13 protein-coding genes are annotated in these 17,521 nt (G+C 59.6%); 4 read left to right on the forward strand and 9 right to left on the reverse strand.

Annotation, left to right across the window (positions count from 1 at the left end):
• The first annotated feature begins 81 nt into the window (after positions 1-81).
• Positions 82-435, forward strand: a complete 354-nt coding sequence (locus tag QZ511_RS06600; protein WP_295800774.1) for a hypothetical protein — start codon at positions 82-84, stop codon at positions 433-435.
• Positions 436-570: 135 nt separating this feature from the next.
• Here QZ511_RS06600 and QZ511_RS06605 read toward each other — a convergent pair whose 3' ends face one another.
• From QZ511_RS06605 to QZ511_RS06640, 8 genes are all read right to left on the reverse strand, one after another.
• Positions 571-5,658, reverse strand: a complete 5,088-nt coding sequence (locus QZ511_RS06605) for a S8 family serine peptidase (protein ID WP_295800777.1) — start codon at positions 5,656-5,658, stop codon at positions 571-573.
• A 459-nt stretch (positions 5,659-6,117) separates the two neighbouring features.
• A complete protein-coding gene (locus tag QZ511_RS06610) occupies positions 6,118-7,377 on the reverse strand; it encodes a DUF945 family protein (protein ID WP_295800780.1) in 1,260 nt (419 codons plus the stop codon).
• Positions 7,378-7,467: 90 nt separating this feature from the next.
• Positions 7,468-8,364, reverse strand: coding sequence for a hydroxymethylglutaryl-CoA lyase (locus QZ511_RS06615; RefSeq protein WP_295800783.1), 897 nt, complete (start codon positions 8,362-8,364; stop codon positions 7,468-7,470).
• A gap of 2 nt (positions 8,365-8,366) precedes the next feature.
• Positions 8,367-10,361, reverse strand: coding sequence for an acetyl/propionyl/methylcrotonyl-CoA carboxylase subunit alpha (locus QZ511_RS06620; RefSeq protein ID WP_295800785.1), 1,995 nt, complete (start codon positions 10,359-10,361; stop codon positions 8,367-8,369).
• 257 nt (positions 10,362-10,618) lie between these two features.
• Positions 10,619-11,416 (reverse strand): enoyl-CoA hydratase/isomerase family protein, encoded by a 798-nt coding sequence (locus QZ511_RS06625; RefSeq protein WP_295800790.1) that lies wholly within the window; start codon positions 11,414-11,416, stop codon positions 10,619-10,621.
• Positions 11,417-11,608: 192 nt separating this feature from the next.
• Positions 11,609-13,216, reverse strand: coding sequence for a carboxyl transferase domain-containing protein (locus QZ511_RS06630; RefSeq protein ID WP_295800792.1), 1,608 nt, complete (start codon positions 13,214-13,216; stop codon positions 11,609-11,611).
• 197 nt (positions 13,217-13,413) lie between these two features.
• The gene (locus tag QZ511_RS06635) at positions 13,414-14,583 is read right to left on the reverse strand and encodes an isovaleryl-CoA dehydrogenase (protein ID WP_295800794.1); all 1,170 of its coding nucleotides are present in this window, start codon (positions 14,581-14,583) and stop codon (positions 13,414-13,416) included.
• A 56-nt stretch (positions 14,584-14,639) separates the two neighbouring features.
• On the reverse strand, positions 14,640-15,029 hold the full coding sequence (locus QZ511_RS06640) for a MerR family DNA-binding transcriptional regulator (RefSeq protein WP_295800798.1): 390 nt from the start codon (positions 15,027-15,029) through the stop codon (positions 14,640-14,642).
• A 225-nt stretch (positions 15,030-15,254) separates the two neighbouring features.
• Here QZ511_RS06640 and QZ511_RS06645 point away from each other — a divergent pair, with 225 nt between their 5' ends.
• From QZ511_RS06645 to QZ511_RS06655, 3 genes are all read left to right on the forward strand, one after another.
• Positions 15,255-15,752 (forward strand): RNA polymerase sigma factor, encoded by a 498-nt coding sequence (locus QZ511_RS06645; RefSeq protein WP_295800803.1) that lies wholly within the window; start codon positions 15,255-15,257, stop codon positions 15,750-15,752.
• The gene (locus QZ511_RS06650; RefSeq protein WP_295800804.1) at positions 15,749-16,387 is read left to right on the forward strand and encodes a hypothetical protein; all 639 of its coding nucleotides are present in this window, start codon (positions 15,749-15,751) and stop codon (positions 16,385-16,387) included. The genes QZ511_RS06645 and QZ511_RS06650 overlap by 4 nt, the downstream gene beginning before the upstream one ends.
• Before the next feature lie 67 nt (positions 16,388-16,454).
• Positions 16,455-16,757, forward strand: a complete 303-nt coding sequence (locus QZ511_RS06655; RefSeq protein ID WP_295800807.1) for a superinfection immunity protein — start codon at positions 16,455-16,457, stop codon at positions 16,755-16,757.
• A 94-nt stretch (positions 16,758-16,851) separates the two neighbouring features.
• On the opposite strand, the gene QZ511_RS06660 is transcribed toward QZ511_RS06655, so the two are convergent.
• Positions 16,852-17,521, reverse strand: a 670-nt coding sequence (locus tag QZ511_RS06660) for an aromatic amino acid lyase (protein ID WP_295800809.1), incomplete at its 5' end; no start/stop codon positions are given.

The raw sequence follows: 17,521 nt of genomic DNA on the forward strand, positions 1-17,521 counted from the left end.
CCAGTTGCACCGGAAAGTGGTTATCCTTAACTGCGAATTCCCCGTAAACTAGGTCTGGAATTCACGAGCGGAAACGAGTCCATGTCTGAGCAGTATCCGACCCCTGCGGCCCAGGAGCGCGAGCGCTCCGCGCGGGATATCGCCACGCTGGTATACCTGATCCAGGCCATCAGCCTGTTCACGGCGGTGCCCTTCTTCGTGGGGGTGCTGATCAACTATGTAAAGCTTGGTGATGTGCGCGGGACACTGGCGGAATCCCACTTTCGCTGGCAGATCCGCACCTTCTGGTACAGCCTGTTGTGGTTTGTGGTGGGCTGGGCGACGGTATGGATCCTGGTGGGCTTTGCGGTCTGGGGGATCAGCTGGGTATGGATGGTCTACCGCGTGATTCGCGGCTGGCTGACCCTGGCGGACAACCGCCCCGCCTACTCCTGAGGCTGACACGCCCGAGGGGAAAAGATTTGAGGTAAAGCCGGTAAACGGTGAGAGAAAGCTCGAGCGGCCAGCTGGCCGCTCTTTTTTTTGCCTGTAAAAAACTACCCGGCCGTAGCCGGGCAGTTTTGTTCGGCGTTAACGGAAGAAGCGGCGACGGCGCAGGACACCAGCGATGCCAAGCATCAACAGCATCCAGGCTGAAGTCGAACCACCGGACTTCTTCTTCTTGGTTTCCACAGTGCTGCTGTCTTCGCTGACGGAAACCGTGACGGTCTCGGTCGCGCTCAGCTCGCCGTCACTGACGGTAACTTCAAAGACATAGTCTCCCGCTTCACTCGGGGTGAAGTTGGCAACGGCCTGATCGGCACCTTCCAGAGAGACGGACGGGCCATCAACCTGTGCCCAGCTGAAGCTCAGCGGGTCGTTGTGCTTGTCAGAGGAGCCGCTGGCATCCATCTGGATGTTGCTGCCAACCTTGCCATTGCTGACGGATACCGCCACTTGCGGAGCGGTATTCACCTTGTTGACGGTGAGGGTGAACGGCTGGCTTGCGGCGTCGCTCGGTGCTACCGAGTCCCGGACCACCAGCATCACTTGCTGTTCGCCGTGGAAGCCCTCTTCCGCCGTGATGGTCACGGTGCTGCCGGACTCGTGGCCGCTGACTTCGTAGCTGAAGCCTTCACCCACCAGCTCGATGATATTGCTGACGTTGTTTTCGTCGGCGTAGTTCACCGTAAAGCTGGCGGATTCACCCTCATCCAGCACGATGTCATCCACCGGGGACAGCTGGATGTTTCCGGTTACGTCCAGGGTCACTTCCAGTAGTTCATTCTCCGAGCCAACCAGCCCGTTGTTGAGGGCAATGGTGTGAACGGCACCGGCAGCCTGCTGGGACACATAGCCCTGGAAGTTCACGTAGAACTGCGATTGTTCCGGACCGGTGTAGTCCATACACACCACGGTCTCGTTATCGATCGCGCTGCTCACGTTATCGAAGGCAACACTCTCACCCGCGGATACGTCGACCGGAATATCACCATCCACCAACAGGCGGCCGATATAGGACTTGAAGCCGATGGAGCCCTGATCGTCCGCGAGGTTCAGGTTGTCGTATGCAAACAGCATTTCATACTCACCCGGCTCGTAGGTGATTTTGGTGCGCAGGAACATTTCGAAGTCCACCAGGTGGCCCGGGGCGTTGCTGCGCTCGACGTTGTCCCATTCCAATACCAGCCACTCGCGGTCCCAGGTATAGGTGGGCGTTACACCGGCGTTGAGGTGGTGATTGGGATAGACGCTGTCGTAGCGGGTCAGCATCTGGTCGCCGACCCAGAAGGGGGCGATGATGTCTTCCGGCATCGGCATGAAATAGGCCCCGTCGGGCATTTCCAGGTGCGTCGAGGGCATACGGCGGTTGCCCCAGAACACCGCACCGGCCGGGCTGATGTTGATGGTGTCGTACTGCTTGGTGTTGAAGTAAGGGATGGTCACATCCTGGTCGGTCGCCATCAACTCCTTGAGCGAGTACTCGGCAGCGTTGTAGTAGCGGCCTTCCACCCCTTCCAGAGTGCGCCATCCGAGGGGGCGCAGATCCAGGTAGCCCGGGTAGGGGGATTTGGCTGCGGTCAGGGAGCACATCGGGTCGTTGTTGGAGGTGGTCACCTTGTAATTGCGCACAACGTCGCGGGTGGTCTCCTGTACACCGTCCAGCATCAGGCTATTGTCTTCAACAGTTACTTCTGCCGGTGTCGCTGCGGATGCAACGATGGAGTCCGGGATGATTTCGATACCTTCCGGGAAGCTGGTATCCAGGGTGAAGGCGCGCGCCTGCGCTTCATTGTTGGCGATGACCTTGATGGAGAAATCCACAGTATCGCCGGCTTTCGCCTTGGACTGGCTCGCGGTAAAGGTCACATCGTCATCCACCTGCGTCACGATTACCGGAACATAGCCGATATTGCCCGGGTCGCTGGCATTGTTGCCGACATCGAAACCACCGAAATAGTAATCACCAATTTCCATTTGCGGCAGGTTGTAGCTCAGGTCTATCTCATACTCTTCGTAACCGGAAACCTGGCTGGGCGCCGATACAGACAGTTGGCCGTTGTCCGCACCGACCACACCAGTGGCCAGCTTGATTTCGAGGCCTTCATCGGTTGTACCGTAGGGAACCGGAGTCAGGTTACTGACCACTGTCCAGTAATCACCGGCGAGCGGTTCCTGGATGGCACAGAAGTTGGCGGCATCATACATGGTGGACATGCACAGCATTTCATCGTCGGATGGCAGGCCGTCGCCATTGCTGTCCATACCCATGAATACCAGAGTGCGGGAGGTGTTTTCACCGGCAACCTGGGAAACAACCATCTTGCTGCCTTCACTTACCGGGGTCATGGTGACCATGACCTGCTCGAGATCATCGAAGGGGTTACCACCGGTGGTGTCGCTGTAGACCAACTGGCTGGTGATGTCGCCCTTGACCATGCCGAAGGTGCGCGCAGTAAAGTCGGAAATATCGCCGGACTTAATCGGGCCCACGGAAACTACGCCGGATGTGCGGTGCGCTTCCACGCGAACGTGGTCCGGAAGCCCTGCGCTGTCGTCATAGGTCCACACCGGCAGTTCCAGCACCGGGGAGGCGGTATTGGCCGGGGTCAGGATGACCTGGCCCTGGTTGCCGGTAAGATCGGTGTACTGGGCAGTAGAGGCAGTGTCCTGAGTGGTCGCGGTAACGGTGATGGAGACCTTCTCACCCTTCTTCACGGTAAAGCTGGCGGGCTCGACGGAAATCTCGAATTCACCGATAAAGGTTTCCGCACTGGTAGTCCAGCTGCCATCTTCGGTAGCGGTAAAGGTGCGCACCCAGGAGCACTCACTTGTGCAGGTGTTGTCCACCATGTACGCGGTGTTAAGGCGCTTCGGAAACCCGCCCAAGTTAGGGTCGGCTTCCGCCATGTTTTCCATGGATTCATCCAGTACCAGGCCCGCCTTGTTGGCCATGTCCACGCGCAGGCGACCGGCGCCGGCATCCTGCAGGCCTGAATCAAAGCCATCACTGGCGTAGTTGTTCAGGAAGCGGGCATTTTTCAGGTCGTTGCTGGCGGTCATCATCAGCGCGGACTGCACTTCCATCGGTGTCCACTCAGGGTGTGACTGTCGCAGCAGTGCGGCCGCGCCGGCAATGTGCGGGCTGGCCATGGAGGTGCCGGACATCGTCGTCCAGTCGGATGTGCTGGGATAGCTGGTAAACGGCTGGTCGTCAGAGGCCGGTGCGTAGATATCGACCCCGGGGGCGGCGACATCCACCAGCAGAGTGTCGATACCGAAGTAGGACGGCCCGCGGCTGGAGAAATATGCAGTGTACTGCTCGGACAGGTCTTCCAGATCGGCACTGGTTGGGGTAATGGTGGCGGTGTGACCGGAACCGCTGGACAGCCAGCTGGTCAGCTTGGTGCCGTCGACATTCTTGATGTGGATCGCCGGGATCGGATAGGTGACGTCGGGAATGATTTGGGAATCAAGGTAGGACGACTGGTTGTAGATGACGATACCCTCGGCACCGCCGGCGGCAACATTCTGTGCCTTGTAGACAAGCGGCTGGGAGCTGCGCTTACACACCACAATCACATCTTGCAGGCTTTCATCGATATCGGTAGTGAGCGGGTCGTCAGCAAAATCGAAGAAACCAGCCGGATACTCGCTGTCGCAGTTGGCCTGCGCATAGCTGTAATTTTCGTTGGGGTTGGTGAAATTGGCCGCATTGACCACCGTGCCGGTCAGGGACTCAAAATTGGTACCGCGTCCGCCAATGGCTTCCGGCGGGGTGGTGTCGCCACCTACCATGGCGTTGAGCTGCTTGTCGGAGTAGGTGACGGTGTTCAGCGCGGTGTGCGCGGCAACGGTGGTCAGCCAGGGCGAGGAGTGGTCCGCAGAGGCCAGCTCGGGGCCATTATTGCCCGCGGCTGCGGCAATAAACACACCGCTCTTGGCAGTGTTGTAAAACGCCTGCTCGATGGGGTCCAGCCAGGGGTCTTCTTCCAATCCGCCGATGGAGAAGTTGATCACGTCAACGTTGTCGATCGCTGCCTGTTCAATCGCTGCAATCAGGGAAATAGACGGGCAGCCCGCATAGGGGTCGCCGGAACCGCCGGGCCAGCATACCTGGTAGGAAATGATGTTGGCGTGCGGCGCCATGCCGGACACCTGCGCGAACTCCAGGTTGGTTTCAATACCACTGCCCTGGGCGGTGGATTCGGGCACCTTGTATGGCACATTCTGCAGAATGTTGCCGGCAGCGGTACCGGCGACGTGGGAGCCGTGGCTGTGGTAGTCCTCACCCACCGGTGGGCGGGATTCCTCGAACACCGGGTCGCTGTATGCCGCGGTAATTTCCGGGTAGGAATAAACCCCGATCAGCTTGTCGTTACACAGGGAGGGGTCATCGGCACAGTCGCCGAGGAATTGCTCACCGAGCGGATTGACATGCACGTAGCCGTCGCCGCCAACTTCGGCGAAAGAGGGGTGATCGGTATTGATGCCGGTGTCGATGATACCGACGACCATGCCTTCACCCTTGAGTTCTCCGGTGGTTGCGGCGGAACCTTGCCATACAGCATGGGCGCCGCTCTGTTCGATGGTGTTGTAGGTCTGCAGTTGCTTGATGGTGTTGCGGCTGATGCGTTTGATGCCGGGAACCTTGGCCAGGCGCTTGGCCTCTTCCTGGGTCAATTCGGTGGTGAAACCATTGAGTGCCACAGCGAAGCTGTTTTTCACCTTCAGGGACAGGCCCTGTTGCTGCATTGCATTGTTCAGCACATTTGCGCGCGCCTGCTCCAGGTGGTTCAGGTAGCCGGCAATTTCGGGCTGCTGCAGGTTGAGCGGTCCCCTTTGCTGGCGCGCGCTCTTGACCAGGCTGGAGGTGGCTGGCTGACCTGCAATCCCGCCCTCATAGGTGGAAAGGGGGGCGCCTTCGAGCTGCACAATATAAGTGTGTGTGCCGCGCAGACCTTGCTCTTCGCTAAATACGCGATGCTGCTTTTTCACCTGCTGGTTGGGTTGTCCCTCCCAGTCATACTGCTCGATGGGGTGGATAGTTTTTTGCTGATCCGAGGTTGCCCACGCCGCCAGGTTCTCTGAGACAAAGCCCGCTTGCGATGCGCCTACCGAAGCACTAATCGTCAGTGCGGAGGCGATGGCTACAGCCATTTTCTTTTTATTAAACATAACAGTCCTGATTACTTTGTTAACTCGGGGCACCAACCCAGTACTCTCGACGGATATCGATACATCTTGAATTGAACGTCGATGATCACGGATGGCAGTGCGCCTGCTGGTTCATTCCAACAAAACACATGACGAACAAGTCGGTGACGTTCCGCGCACGTGTGACAAACTGTTACTTCGGGTCTTTTTCTGTACAGAAATTTCGGGGGAAATTTTTATTGGTGGGAAAAGGTTTTTTATCTATTTGACGTAGGGCAACGAGAGCGCGAATTGGCGAGGGATGGTGCGTCGGGAGACATGATAGCAACAGGATGGGGCTGGAGAGCGAGGCGAAAAATAAACAGCAATTAAGCTTTAAGCGGGCACCGACCTTGATCGAAGCCGGCAACTTGAGACATTAAATATTGTACCCACGCCTTTAGTCACCGGGAGGGGCTAATGGCGTGGGCACAGGGGAGGTCAGAAATTTCCCGCCATGGCCAGGATAAACAGGTCCGCGGGCAGTGGCTGACCATTGACCTTGAGGTTGCCGCGATCCACCTCAAGGTGCATCGTCAGTTCACCGTTGTTTTCGATCAGCAGGCCGTACTGTTTCAGGGTGTTGGCCTGCATGATCAGCGGGGACTGGGTCAGCGCCTGTTCGGCGGCGGTGATGTTGGCGGTGCCGCTGAGGTTGTCGAGCCAGAACAGCTTGTCGTTTTTCACCGGGCGGTTGCGCGGCATACCCGCCCAGTCAACATCTGCCTGCAGTTGCACCGGTCCATTGGCCGTTTCGATATCCAGCTGCTGCTGCATTTTCAGCGGGCGCTCGAACACCTGTGCCCAGTTGCGCTGGGATGCCGGTGTCAGCAGCAGGCTGTACAGGTAGTGGTGCAGGTCGTCGTAGCCGATGGCCGGCAGGTGGATCTGCTGGGTCAGGGCGCTGGCCGGGGTTGCGGACTGGATTACCGGCAGGGACAGGTTGGTCTGAACCTTCAGGGTGCGCTGGGCCACCAGTTCGCCGGTATAGTCCAGCTGCACATCCTGCAGCTCCAGGGGGCCGGAATCGTTGTTCGCGCGCACCAGCGGCAGTGTTAGCTGCAGGGTGCCGGCACCATTGCCGTCGAGAGTGAAACTGCCCTCGCCGGATTGCAGGTACAGGGCCTCCCGGTGCCCGTCCATGCGCACGAACTCACCGAGCTGGAAGCTGCTGTCCTGCTGCTGGCCCTGGAAGTCCGTGACCAGCTGAATCTCGGCACCTTTGAACAGGATCCGCTGGTCGCCTTCGCTGCGCTCGATGGGCAGCAGATGCAGGGTGTTGGTGACCCGGTCGTTGGGACCCACCAGGGTTTCCAGCAGCAGCGGGCTCTTTTCCACCCCGGCCTCGAGGGGGCCGTAATAGGCTTCCAGCTGGCGCCTCAGGGCGGGCTCCAGCTGCTGGCCACTGAGGCGGGTTGCGCTGTAGATGACACCGATGCGGGGGCCGCCGCGGGTAAACAGTAGCGGGCCGTGCTGGATCTCGCTGTAGACCTCGGTGGCGCCGTCCTTGCCTTTCAGCAGGGTCAGAGCCTCGGCGCCAAACCAGCCGCGCTGGTAGCCGGTGACTTCGATATTGGGTTGCCGGGCCAGTTGCTGCTGCAGGGTCTCTTCGACTTTCGGGCCGATCAGGCCGGGCGCCACCAGGGCGGCCAGTAACAGCAGGGCGGCAAGGGTAAGCAGGGTAAAACGTAAGGCTTTCATGGGGTAGACATCGGGCGCTGTGCGTATTGGGTGATCAACGAGCGCCCGATGTTAGCAGATCAGGGTGAATACCGTGACTTTGCTTTCTGTTTAACCACTGATGGCCCTGGCCACCCGGGAGTTGCTCTCGCGGCCGAGCTCCGCGGAAATGAAGTTGCCGGCCTGCGCCAGTTTGCCCAGGTCGACCCCGGTATGGATGCCGAGTCCATCGAGCATGTACAGCACGTCCTCGCTGGCCACGTTGCCCGAGGCGTCCCTGGCATAGGGGCAGCCACCGAGCCCGGCCACCGCGGAATCCACCACCGCGACACCCGTCTGCAGGGCGGCATAGATGTTCGCCAGTGCCTGGCCGTAGGTATCGTGGAAGTGCACCGCGAGCTTGTCCATTGGCACCTTGCCCGCGACCGTCTCGATCATGCGCCTGGCCTTTTCCGGGGTGCCGACACCGATGGTGTCCCCCAGGCTGATTTCGTAGCAGCCCATCTCCAGCAGCGCCAGACTGACCTCGGCCACCTTGTGCGCGCTGATCTCGCCCTCGTAGGGGCAGCCCAGGACGCAGGACACGTAGCCGCGCACGGGAATGCCATCCGCGCGGGCCTGTTCCGCCAGCGGGCGGAAGCGTTCCAGGCTCTCTTCGATCGAGCAGTTGATGTTCTTGCGGGTAAAGCTCTCGGATGCCGCGCCGAACACGGCTACCTCATCCGCGCTGGCTTCCTTCGCCCGTTGGTAACCCACCATATTGGGGGTGAGAGCACTGTAGGTGATGCCCTGTTTGCGCTGGATGCCGGCGAGCACTTCCTCGCTGGCGGCCATCTGTGGCACCCACTTGGGGCTCACGAAACTGCCGGCTTCGATCACCTGCAGGCCGCTGTCGCTCAGCAGGTCGATCAGTTTGATCCGGGTTGCCACGGAGATGGGCTGCTTCTCGTTCTGCAGGCCGTCGCGGGGGCCCACTTCGACGATCTTTACACGTTCCGGAAGGTGCATGCTCAGGCCTCCGCTTCGAAGTCGATCAACAGGCTGCCACCGTCCACCAGTTCACCGGCGGCGCAGAAGAACTGGCTGACGGTGCCTTTGGCGGGGGCGCGCAGGGTGTGTTCCATTTTCATGGCCTCCATCACCAGCAGCGGCTGGTCTTTTTCCACTGCGCTGCCGGGCTCCACCAGCAGGGTGACGATGGTGCCGTTCATCGGCGCCTCAAGGCCGTGGCCGGATTCCGCGGATTCGCCAATATCCGCCGGCAGAATCCTGAAGTCCGCCTGATCGCCATTGATGAATACGGTTCCCTGTTCGCCATCGGACACGCTGGTGTAGCTCACGCGGCGGCCGTCGACGATGGCGATGCTCTGCCCGTGGCGGGAAGTAATGCTGCCGCTGTGGGCGTCGCTGGCAGCGGCGCACTGCCAGTCGAGCTTGTCATCGTTGCCGCAATAGCGGACTTCTACTTCCTGGCCGTGCACTTCAACACGGTGGCTGCGCCAAACGCTTAGGCCGTTGCGCCAGTTGCTGCCGCTGTGCCAGGGCGAGAAGGGGTCCGCCTTCGGCGCGGCGCGGTGCAGTACACGGTTATCGTGGTGGTGCAGGAACGCGGCAATACCGGCGCACTGCAGTGCGTTCAGCTGCTGTTCCTGCTGCAGGATTTCCTGCTCGTAATCTTCGATAAAGTGCGTGCTGACGCGGCCGTTGGCAAACGCGGAGTGGTTGATCACCTTGCGCAGGAATTCAATATTGTGGCGCAGGCCGGCAATCTGGTACTGCTGCAGGGCGCGGTCCAGTTTTGCCAGCGCCTCGCGGCGGTTGCTGCCGTGTACGATCAGCTTGGAAATCATCGGGTCGTAGTGCACGCTGATTTCGTCGCCGGTCTGAACCCCGGTGTCCACGCGCACACCTTTGTCTTCCGCCGGGGGCTGGTGCCGCAGCAGCTTGCCGGTGGACGGCAGGAAGTCATTGTCCGGGTCTTCCGCATAGATACGCACTTCGAATGCGTGGCCGACGATATACAGATCGTCCTGTTCCAATGGCAGAGCGTCACCGGCGGCGACCGCCAGCTGCCAGGCCACCAGGTCCTGGCCGGTGATCATTTCGGTCACCGGGTGTTCCACCTGCAGGCGGGTGTTCATTTCCATAAAGTAGAAGGCACCGCTGGCGTCCAGCAGGAATTCCACGGTGCCGGCGCCCACGTAGCCGATGGCGTGGGCGGCGCGCAGGGCGGCTTCACCCATTTTCTTGCGGGTTTCCGGGTTGAGGCCCGGCGCCGGTGCTTCTTCCACCACTTTCTGGTGGCGGCGTTGTACCGAGCAGTCGCGCTCGAACAGGTACACCCCCTTCCCGTGTTTGTCGCAGAACACCTGGATTTCCACGTGGCGCGGATTGACCACGTAGCGCTCGATCAGCATCAGGTCGTCGCCGAAGGCGTTTTGCGCTTCCCGTTTGGCGGCATCGAGTGCCGCATGGAAGTCATCGGCCCTGTCGACCCTGCGCATGCCCTTGCCGCCACCGCCGGCGGCTGCCTTGAGCAGTACCGGGTAGCCGATACGGTTGGCGTGGCCTTCGAGGATGCCGGGGTCCTGGTTGGTGCCGTGGTAGCCCGGCACCAGGGGAACGTTGGCGTCTTCCATGATGCGCTTGGCGGCGGATTTGGAGCCCATGGCCTCGATGGCGGTGGCCGGTGGGCCGACAAAGATGATGCCGGCCTCTTCGCACGCACGGCAGAAGCGGGCGTTTTCCGACAGGAAGCCGTAGCCGGGATGGATGGCGTCGGCGCCGGTCTGTTTGGCGGCGGCGATGACCTTGTCGATGTCCAGGTAGGATTCCCTGGCCGGTGGCGGGCCTAGGTGGACGGCTTCGTCGGCCTGCTGGACGTGCAGGGCGTTGGCGTCTGCATCGGAATAGACCGCAACAGTGGCGACACCGAGGCGGCGCGCGGTGCGGATAATACGGCAGGCAATTTCGCCGCGATTGGCGATCAGCAGTTTGCGAATCATAACTGGCTCTGGTTTTTAAATCGCTTTGTTTGGACCGTGCCACAGTTCCTCGGGAGCTCTGCTCCTGGGCTGCGGCGGCCGGCCACCGGGGATGGGTTTTCAGGACCGCTGTTAACCCATCCCCGGCGCCCGGCCTTCGATTTTAATTTCAGTACTTCGTTAGTTTGTGGATTCCGAATCACGTTCGGAATGACGAGCGCGCGCTGTGACTTGGCTATCGTCATCCCGGCCTTGAGCCGGGATCCAGTCTGCAGAAGTTATTCCTCGCTGGTATTCATCCAGCTGGGTGCGCGTTTTTCTAAGAAAGCGCTCAGTCCTTCCTGACCCTCCGGGGAAACCCGTACCGCCGCGATCAGCGCACTGGTCTGGCCCTGCAGCTCCTCATTGATTACCCGGTTGGACATGGACATGGCCAGTTGCTTGGCCATGGTGACCGCGTTGGGGCCGTTGTCGGTAATGCTGTTCACCAGCTTCTGTACCGTCAGGTCCAGGTCGCCCTCTGCAACCACTTCGGAAACCAGGCCGATTTCCTGCGCGCGCTCCGCGGAGAAACGCTCGGCGGTGACAAAGTAGCGCCGCGCCTGGCGGGCGCCAATGGCATTGATGACATACGGGCTGATGGTCGCCGGCAGCAGGCCGATTTTTACTTCGCTCAGGCAGAAGCTGGCGCGGCGGGTGGCGACGGCGATATCGCAGCAGCTCACCAGACCCACAGCGCCACCAAATGCGGCGCCCTGCACCCGGGCGATGGTAGGCGCGGGGAAATTGTCCAGTTTGTGCAGCATGGCCGCGAGGGTGGCGGCGTCGGTGCGGTTTTGCTCTTCGCTGTAATCCGCCATGCGCTTCATCCAGTTCAGGTCAGCACCGGCGGAGAAGTTCTTGCCGTTGGAGGCCAGAATCAGCGCCCGCACACCACCGCTGCGAGCGAGGTTGTCGAAGGTCTCACCGAGCTGGCGAATCAGGTCGTCGTCGAAGGCATTGTGAATTTCCGGACGGTTCAAGGTAACCGTCGCTACGCCTTCGTTATCGATTTCGCACAGCATTTTTTCGCTCATGTCATTTCCTTAGCTTTAATAGGCATGTAGTTGGCTGGTTCGAAGCCAGGAAGGACCTGATACCGGTATTTGTTTGCTGGACCTTCAAAAACATGGATGTTTTTGCAGAGCCCCCATGGATGGGTGCACGGCGTGTCCAGCAAACAAATACCGGTAGCAGGGCCCGCACTGAAGCCAGAACGGGCCACCATACTACATGCGGAAGACCCCGAACTTGGTCTCTTCAGGTTCTTTATGGGTCGCCGCCGCCAGACACAGTCCCAGCACGGTACGGGTATCTTTAGGGTCGATCACACCATCGTCCCACAAACGCGCGGAGGCGTAGTAGGGGTGTCCCTGGTGTTCGTAGTCGTCGATGATCGGCTGCTTGAACTTCGCGATCTCTTCCTCGCTCCAGTCCTCACCCCGCGCGGCCATCTGATCCTTCTTCACCTGCGCCAGCACACCCGCCGCCTGCTCACCGCCCATCACCGAGATGCGCGCATTGGGCCACATAAACAGGAAGTTGGGATCGTAGGCGCGGCCGCACATGCCGTAGTTGCCGGCACCGAAAGAACCGCCGATCAGAATCGTGATCTTGGGCACCCTGGCGGTGGCAACCGCAGTCACCATCTTCGCCCCGTGCTTCGCGATACCGCCGGCCTCATACTGCTTGCCCACCATGAAACCGGTGATGTTCTGCAGGAATACCAGCGGAATATTGCGCTGTGCACACAGCTCGATAAAGTGCGCGCCTTTTTGTGCGCTTTCGGCAAACAGGATGCCATTGTTGGCAACAATGCCCACCGGGTAGCCGTGGATACGCGCAAAACCGGTCACCAGCGTTGTGCCGTACAGCGCCTTGAATTCATCGAACTCGGAGCCATCCACTACCCGCGCAATAATCTCGCGCACATCGAACGGCTGGCGGGAATCCTTCGGCACAATGCCGTAAATTTCTTCCGGCGGATAAATCGGCTCGATCGGCTTGTGGATATCCAGCCCCGGATTCTTTACCCGGTTCAACCGCGCCACAGAGTTGCGCGCAATCTCCAGTGCGTGGGTATCGTTATTGGCAAAGTGGTCGGAAACCCCGGACGTCTTGCAGTGTACCTCCGCACCACCCAGCTCCTCCGCAGAAACCTCCTCCCCGGTCGCTGCCTTCACCAGCGGCGGACCTGCGAGGAAAATCGTCGCCTGCTCCTTCACCATAATGGACTCATCCGCCATCGCCGGCACATAAGCACCGCCGGCAGTACAGCTGCCCATCACCACCGCAATCTGCGGAATATTTTTCGCCGACAGATTGGCCTGGTTGAAGAAAATACGACCGAAATGTTCGCGATCCGGGAATACATCGTCCTGGCGCGGCAGGTTGGCACCGCCGGAATCCACCAGATAAATACACGGCAGATTGTTCTGCTCCGCAATCGTCTGTGCGCGCAGGTGTTTCTTCACCGTCAGCGGGTAGTAAGTTCCGCCCTTGACCGTCGCATCGTTCGCGACGATCACGCACGGCTGCCCGGCAACAGTACCGATACCGGTAAGTATTCCCGCAGCCGGCACGTCTTCACCATACACATCGAAGGCGGCCAGCTGGGAAAACTCCAGAAACGGGCTGCCCGGATCCAGCAACGTATCGATGCGGTCGCGGGGCAGCAACTTGCCGCGGGAAACATGCTTCTCCCGCGCGCGCTCACTGCCGCCCTTGGCGATGTTTTCAAGCTTTTCCCGCAGATCGTCGACGATCTTCTGCATCTGCTCGCGGTTTTCCGCAAACGCCGGATCGCGGGGATTAATCTTGCTCTGAATCTGGTTCATAAAATCTTACGAAGTTGATTCGTGCACAGTGCCAAAAGCGAAGGCGCTGATGCCGGTATTGGTTTGCAGGACCTTCAAAAACAGGATGTTTTTGCAGAGCCCCCATGGATGGGTTCACGGCGTGTCCTGCAAACCAATACCGGTAGCAGGGCCGCCTCGGAGCTAACAACGAAGCTCACGCGGACCCAATCAAGAACTTAGCGAGTCTCGTTAAACAGCTCGCGGCCAATCAGCATGCGGCGAATCTCGGAAGTGCCCGCGCCAATTTCATACAGCTTGGCATCGCGCAGCAGGCGACCGGTGCTGTACTCGTTGATGTAACCGTTGCCGCCCAGGGTCTGGATCGCCTGCAGCGCCATCTGCGTCGCACGCTCCGCGGTAAACAGAATCACCGCCGCAGAATCCTTGCGCGAATCCTCACCGCGATCACAGGCGCGCGCGACTGCATACAGATACGCACGGCTCGCGTTCAGGTCCGTATACATATCCGCAATCTTGCCCTGCATCAGCTGGAACTCACCGATCGCCTTACCGAACTGCTTGCGCTCGTGAATATACGGAACCACCACATCCAGACACGCCTGCATGATGCCCACCGGGCCACCGGACAGAATCGTACGCTCGTAATCCAGGCCACTCATCAGCACGCGCACACCGCCGTTCAGCTGACCCAGAATATTCTCCTCCGGCACCTCACAGTCCTCGAACACCAGCTCGCAGGTGTTGGAACCGCGCATGCCCAGCTTGTCCAGCTTCTGCGCCTGGGAGAAACCCTTGAAACCGCGCTCAACGATAAACGCCGTAATACCACCGGAACTGATACCCGGCTCGGTGCGCGCGTAGATCACATAAGTGTCCGCATCCGGACCGTTGGTGATCCACATCTTGTTACCGTTCAGGATAAAGCGGTCACCCTTCTTTTCCGCCTTCAACTGCAGGCTCACCACATCGGAACCGGAATTCGGCTCACTCATCGCCAGCGCGCCGATATGCTCACCAGAGCACAACTTCGGCAGGTACTTCGCCTTCTGCTCGTGGGTACCGTTCTTGCGGATCTGGTTTACACACAGGTTGGAGTGCGCGCCGTAGGACAGGCCGACAGACGCAGACGCGCGGGAAATTTCCTCCATCGCCACCGCGTGGGCCAGGTAACCCATATTGGTGCCGCCGTACTCCTCTTCCACCGTCATGCCCAGCAGGCCCAGCTCACCGAATTTTTTCCACATATCGGCGGGGAACAGATTGTCCTCGTCGATCTGTGCCGCGCGCGGGGCCAGTTCTGCCTGACAGAACTTGTAGACCATATCCCGCAGCATATCGATGTCTTCACCGAGGCCGAAGTTCAGGGTTGGGTAAGGAGTATTCATGGGCTGCTCCGCGATGAATCAGTCAGAGTATGGTTCGATTAAAAGTCAGTGAAATTTCAGTCGTTGTGTTCTTTCAGCGCCACCTCGGTGCGGGCGGTCGCCTCGTCCAGCTGCGCGAGCATCTTCTCGATATCCCGCTGTTGCTGACGCAGCTGCTGGCGCTTGGCGTCGATACGGTCGAGGAGCCGATTCAGCTGGTCCACATTGCCGTGGGCCGGGTCGTACATATCGATGATTTCCCGGCTCTCATCCAGCGAGAAGCCCAGGCGCTTGCCGCGCAGGATCAGCTTCAGGCGCACCCGGTCTTCCGGGGTATACACCCGCGTTTGCCCCCGCCGCTGGGGGGTCAGCAACCCCTTGTCCTCATAGAAGCGGATAGTTCGGGTAGTGATCCCGAACTCCTGGGCCAGCTCGGAAATGCTGTAGCTGTCGGCGGTGGTGCTCATAGGGCCATTCCTCAGATCTGCCCGAAGTCTAGTTGACGTTTACGTTAACGTAAACGTCAATCTGGGCCAAATTGTGACTGTGATACTTGATCTGGTTTTGGTGGTGACCCGTGGTGGCCGGGGGCGAGCGTGCAAAATTTTTGTAAGGTTTCGGCGCGGCTGGGTACAGTAAGTGCCAATACCCGCCTACAGCGGCCCTGAACACATGGATAGAAGAATCACGACTTGGACGCCCGCGAACAGATTTTTCAGCAACTGATCGAGGACTGCGGTGGGGGCATTGCGCGCCTGGCCGGCAGCTATGCGCGCAACCGGGCGGAGCAGGAGGACCTGACCCAGGAAATCTGGTTGGCCATCTGGCGGGCACTGCCCGGTTTCCGCGGAGACTCCAGCCTGCGCACCTTCGCCTATCGCATTGCCCACAACCGCAGCGTCACCCAGCTCACGCGCCGGCGCGATAGTGGCGACAGCGCGCTATTGGACGACCTGACCGATGAAAGCCCCGGGCCGGATATGCGCCTGATCCAGAGTCGCGATGCAGAGCGGCTGCTGCGGGCCGTGTCGCAGTTGTCTCTGGGGATGCGCCAGGCGTTGACCTTGCGCTTCGAGGGGCTGAGTTACAGCGAAATCTCCGAAGTGCTGGGTATCAGCGAGTCCAACGTAGCGGTGCGCCTGAACCGCGCCCGCGAGCGACTAAACGCGAAAATGCGAGAGACCGAATGAATCAGAACAAGGTTGACAAGAACACAGCGGACTTCAGTGGAGACGATGGACTGGATAGCCTCGCGGAGCTCTGGCAGCAGGCGCCGATTGCCGTACCGGTGCCTGCCGTCATTCGGGAGCAGGTGGGCAGGCAGGAGCGGCGCATGCGGTTGTTTGCACTGCTCGAGTGGGCCGGCTCCATTGTTGTCGGTATGGGTGGGCTGTACCTTATGCTGAACAGCGGGCTCAGCGATGCTCCCTGGCGTGCCTTGCTGGTGGTGATATTACTGACGCTGGCGATGGCCTTTTCGGTGTCCAACCGCCGCGGTTTGTGGGAGCCGCTGGAGGAGTCCACCCGCGGTTATCTCGATCTTGCCCGCCTGCGATTGGTGCGCAAAAGGCGCATGTTGCGCTTTGCCTGGTTACTGTTTGCGGCGGAGCTGGCTATTTTTGCGGTGTGGCAGTGGCTGTCCCGCTTTGGCTGGCTCGAGCCGATCTTTGTCGGCGATAGCGCGCAGGCTATCAGCTGGATACTCGCCTTTGCGATGGGTATGGGGGGCTGGAGTCTCTGGTACTGGCGACAGATCAAAAGCAGTGAGCAACAGATTGCCCGCTGGCAACGAGAAAATTTCGAATCCGGTGGAAATAATTTGTAAGGAACCTGATTGGACGGGTACTGCAGTAGGTGTGATCTAACAATTAACCCAATCAGAGACTGTCATCATGCTGTCAAACCTGGAACAAAAATTTTCTGAATTCTTCGGCCTGATTGCGCAAATGGACCCGCTGCAAACAGCCATTTTCGTTATCTTTTTCTTTGCAGTCTGGTTTTTGCCGAGTCTGATCGCGATTTTTTGCAATCGTAATCACCTGGGAAAAATCTTCCTCGCCAATATCCCGGCGGGACTTTCCTGGATTGCCTGGGTAGCGCTGCTGGTGTGGGCGGCTACCGGAAAGATGAGCGGCAAGCTGGTAAAAAAATATGGATCCCAGTCATCAGAGGCAGCACTAAAAGCCGGCAATTAATCATCTGGTTTCCATTCCCGTATTTTTCATTTCCGTATAAAGCAGCCTTCGCCTGCACATGACGCGGCGCAGGCGAAGGCTGGCAAACGGAGAATTACTGGTTGCTGGGCAGCATCTCCGGCGCCAGATACTCGCGGTAATAGGCGCTTGCCAGCAACTGCTTGGCCTCTTCGATATCCGGCGCGAAGTAGCGGTCCTTGTCATAGAAAGGAACGCGTTCGCGCAGGGCGGCCTTGGCGCTTTCCAGTTTCCCGGTGGTTTTCAGCGGTGCGCGGAAGTCGAGGCCCTGACAGGCGGCGAGCATTTCCACGGCGAGGATGCCGCAGGTGTTGTCGGCCATATCCCGCAGACGACGGCCGGCAAAGGTAGCCATGGAAACATGGTCTTCCTGGTTGGCGGAGGTCGGCAGTGAGTCGACGCTCGCCGGGTGGGCGAAGGTCTTGTTCTCGCTCGCCAGTGCGGCAGAAGTCACCTGCGCGATCATAAAGCCGGAGTTCACGCCGCCGTTGTCCACAAGGAAAGGCGGTAGGCCGGACAGGTTGGAGTCGATCAGCAGTGCCATACGTCGCTCGGACAGGGAGCCGATTTCCGCAATTGCCAGTGCCAGATTGTCGGCGACCATCGCTACCGGTTCGGCGTGGAAGTTACCGCCGGAAATGATGTCGGAGTTTTCCGGGTTCTCTTCATCGGTGAAGACCAGCGGGTTATCGGACACACCGTTGGCTTCCGCCAGCAGGATGTCGGAGGCAAAGCGAATCTGCTGC

Source organism: uncultured Microbulbifer sp. (assembly GCF_913055755.1).
GTDB lineage: Bacteria > Pseudomonadota > Gammaproteobacteria > Pseudomonadales > Cellvibrionaceae > Microbulbifer.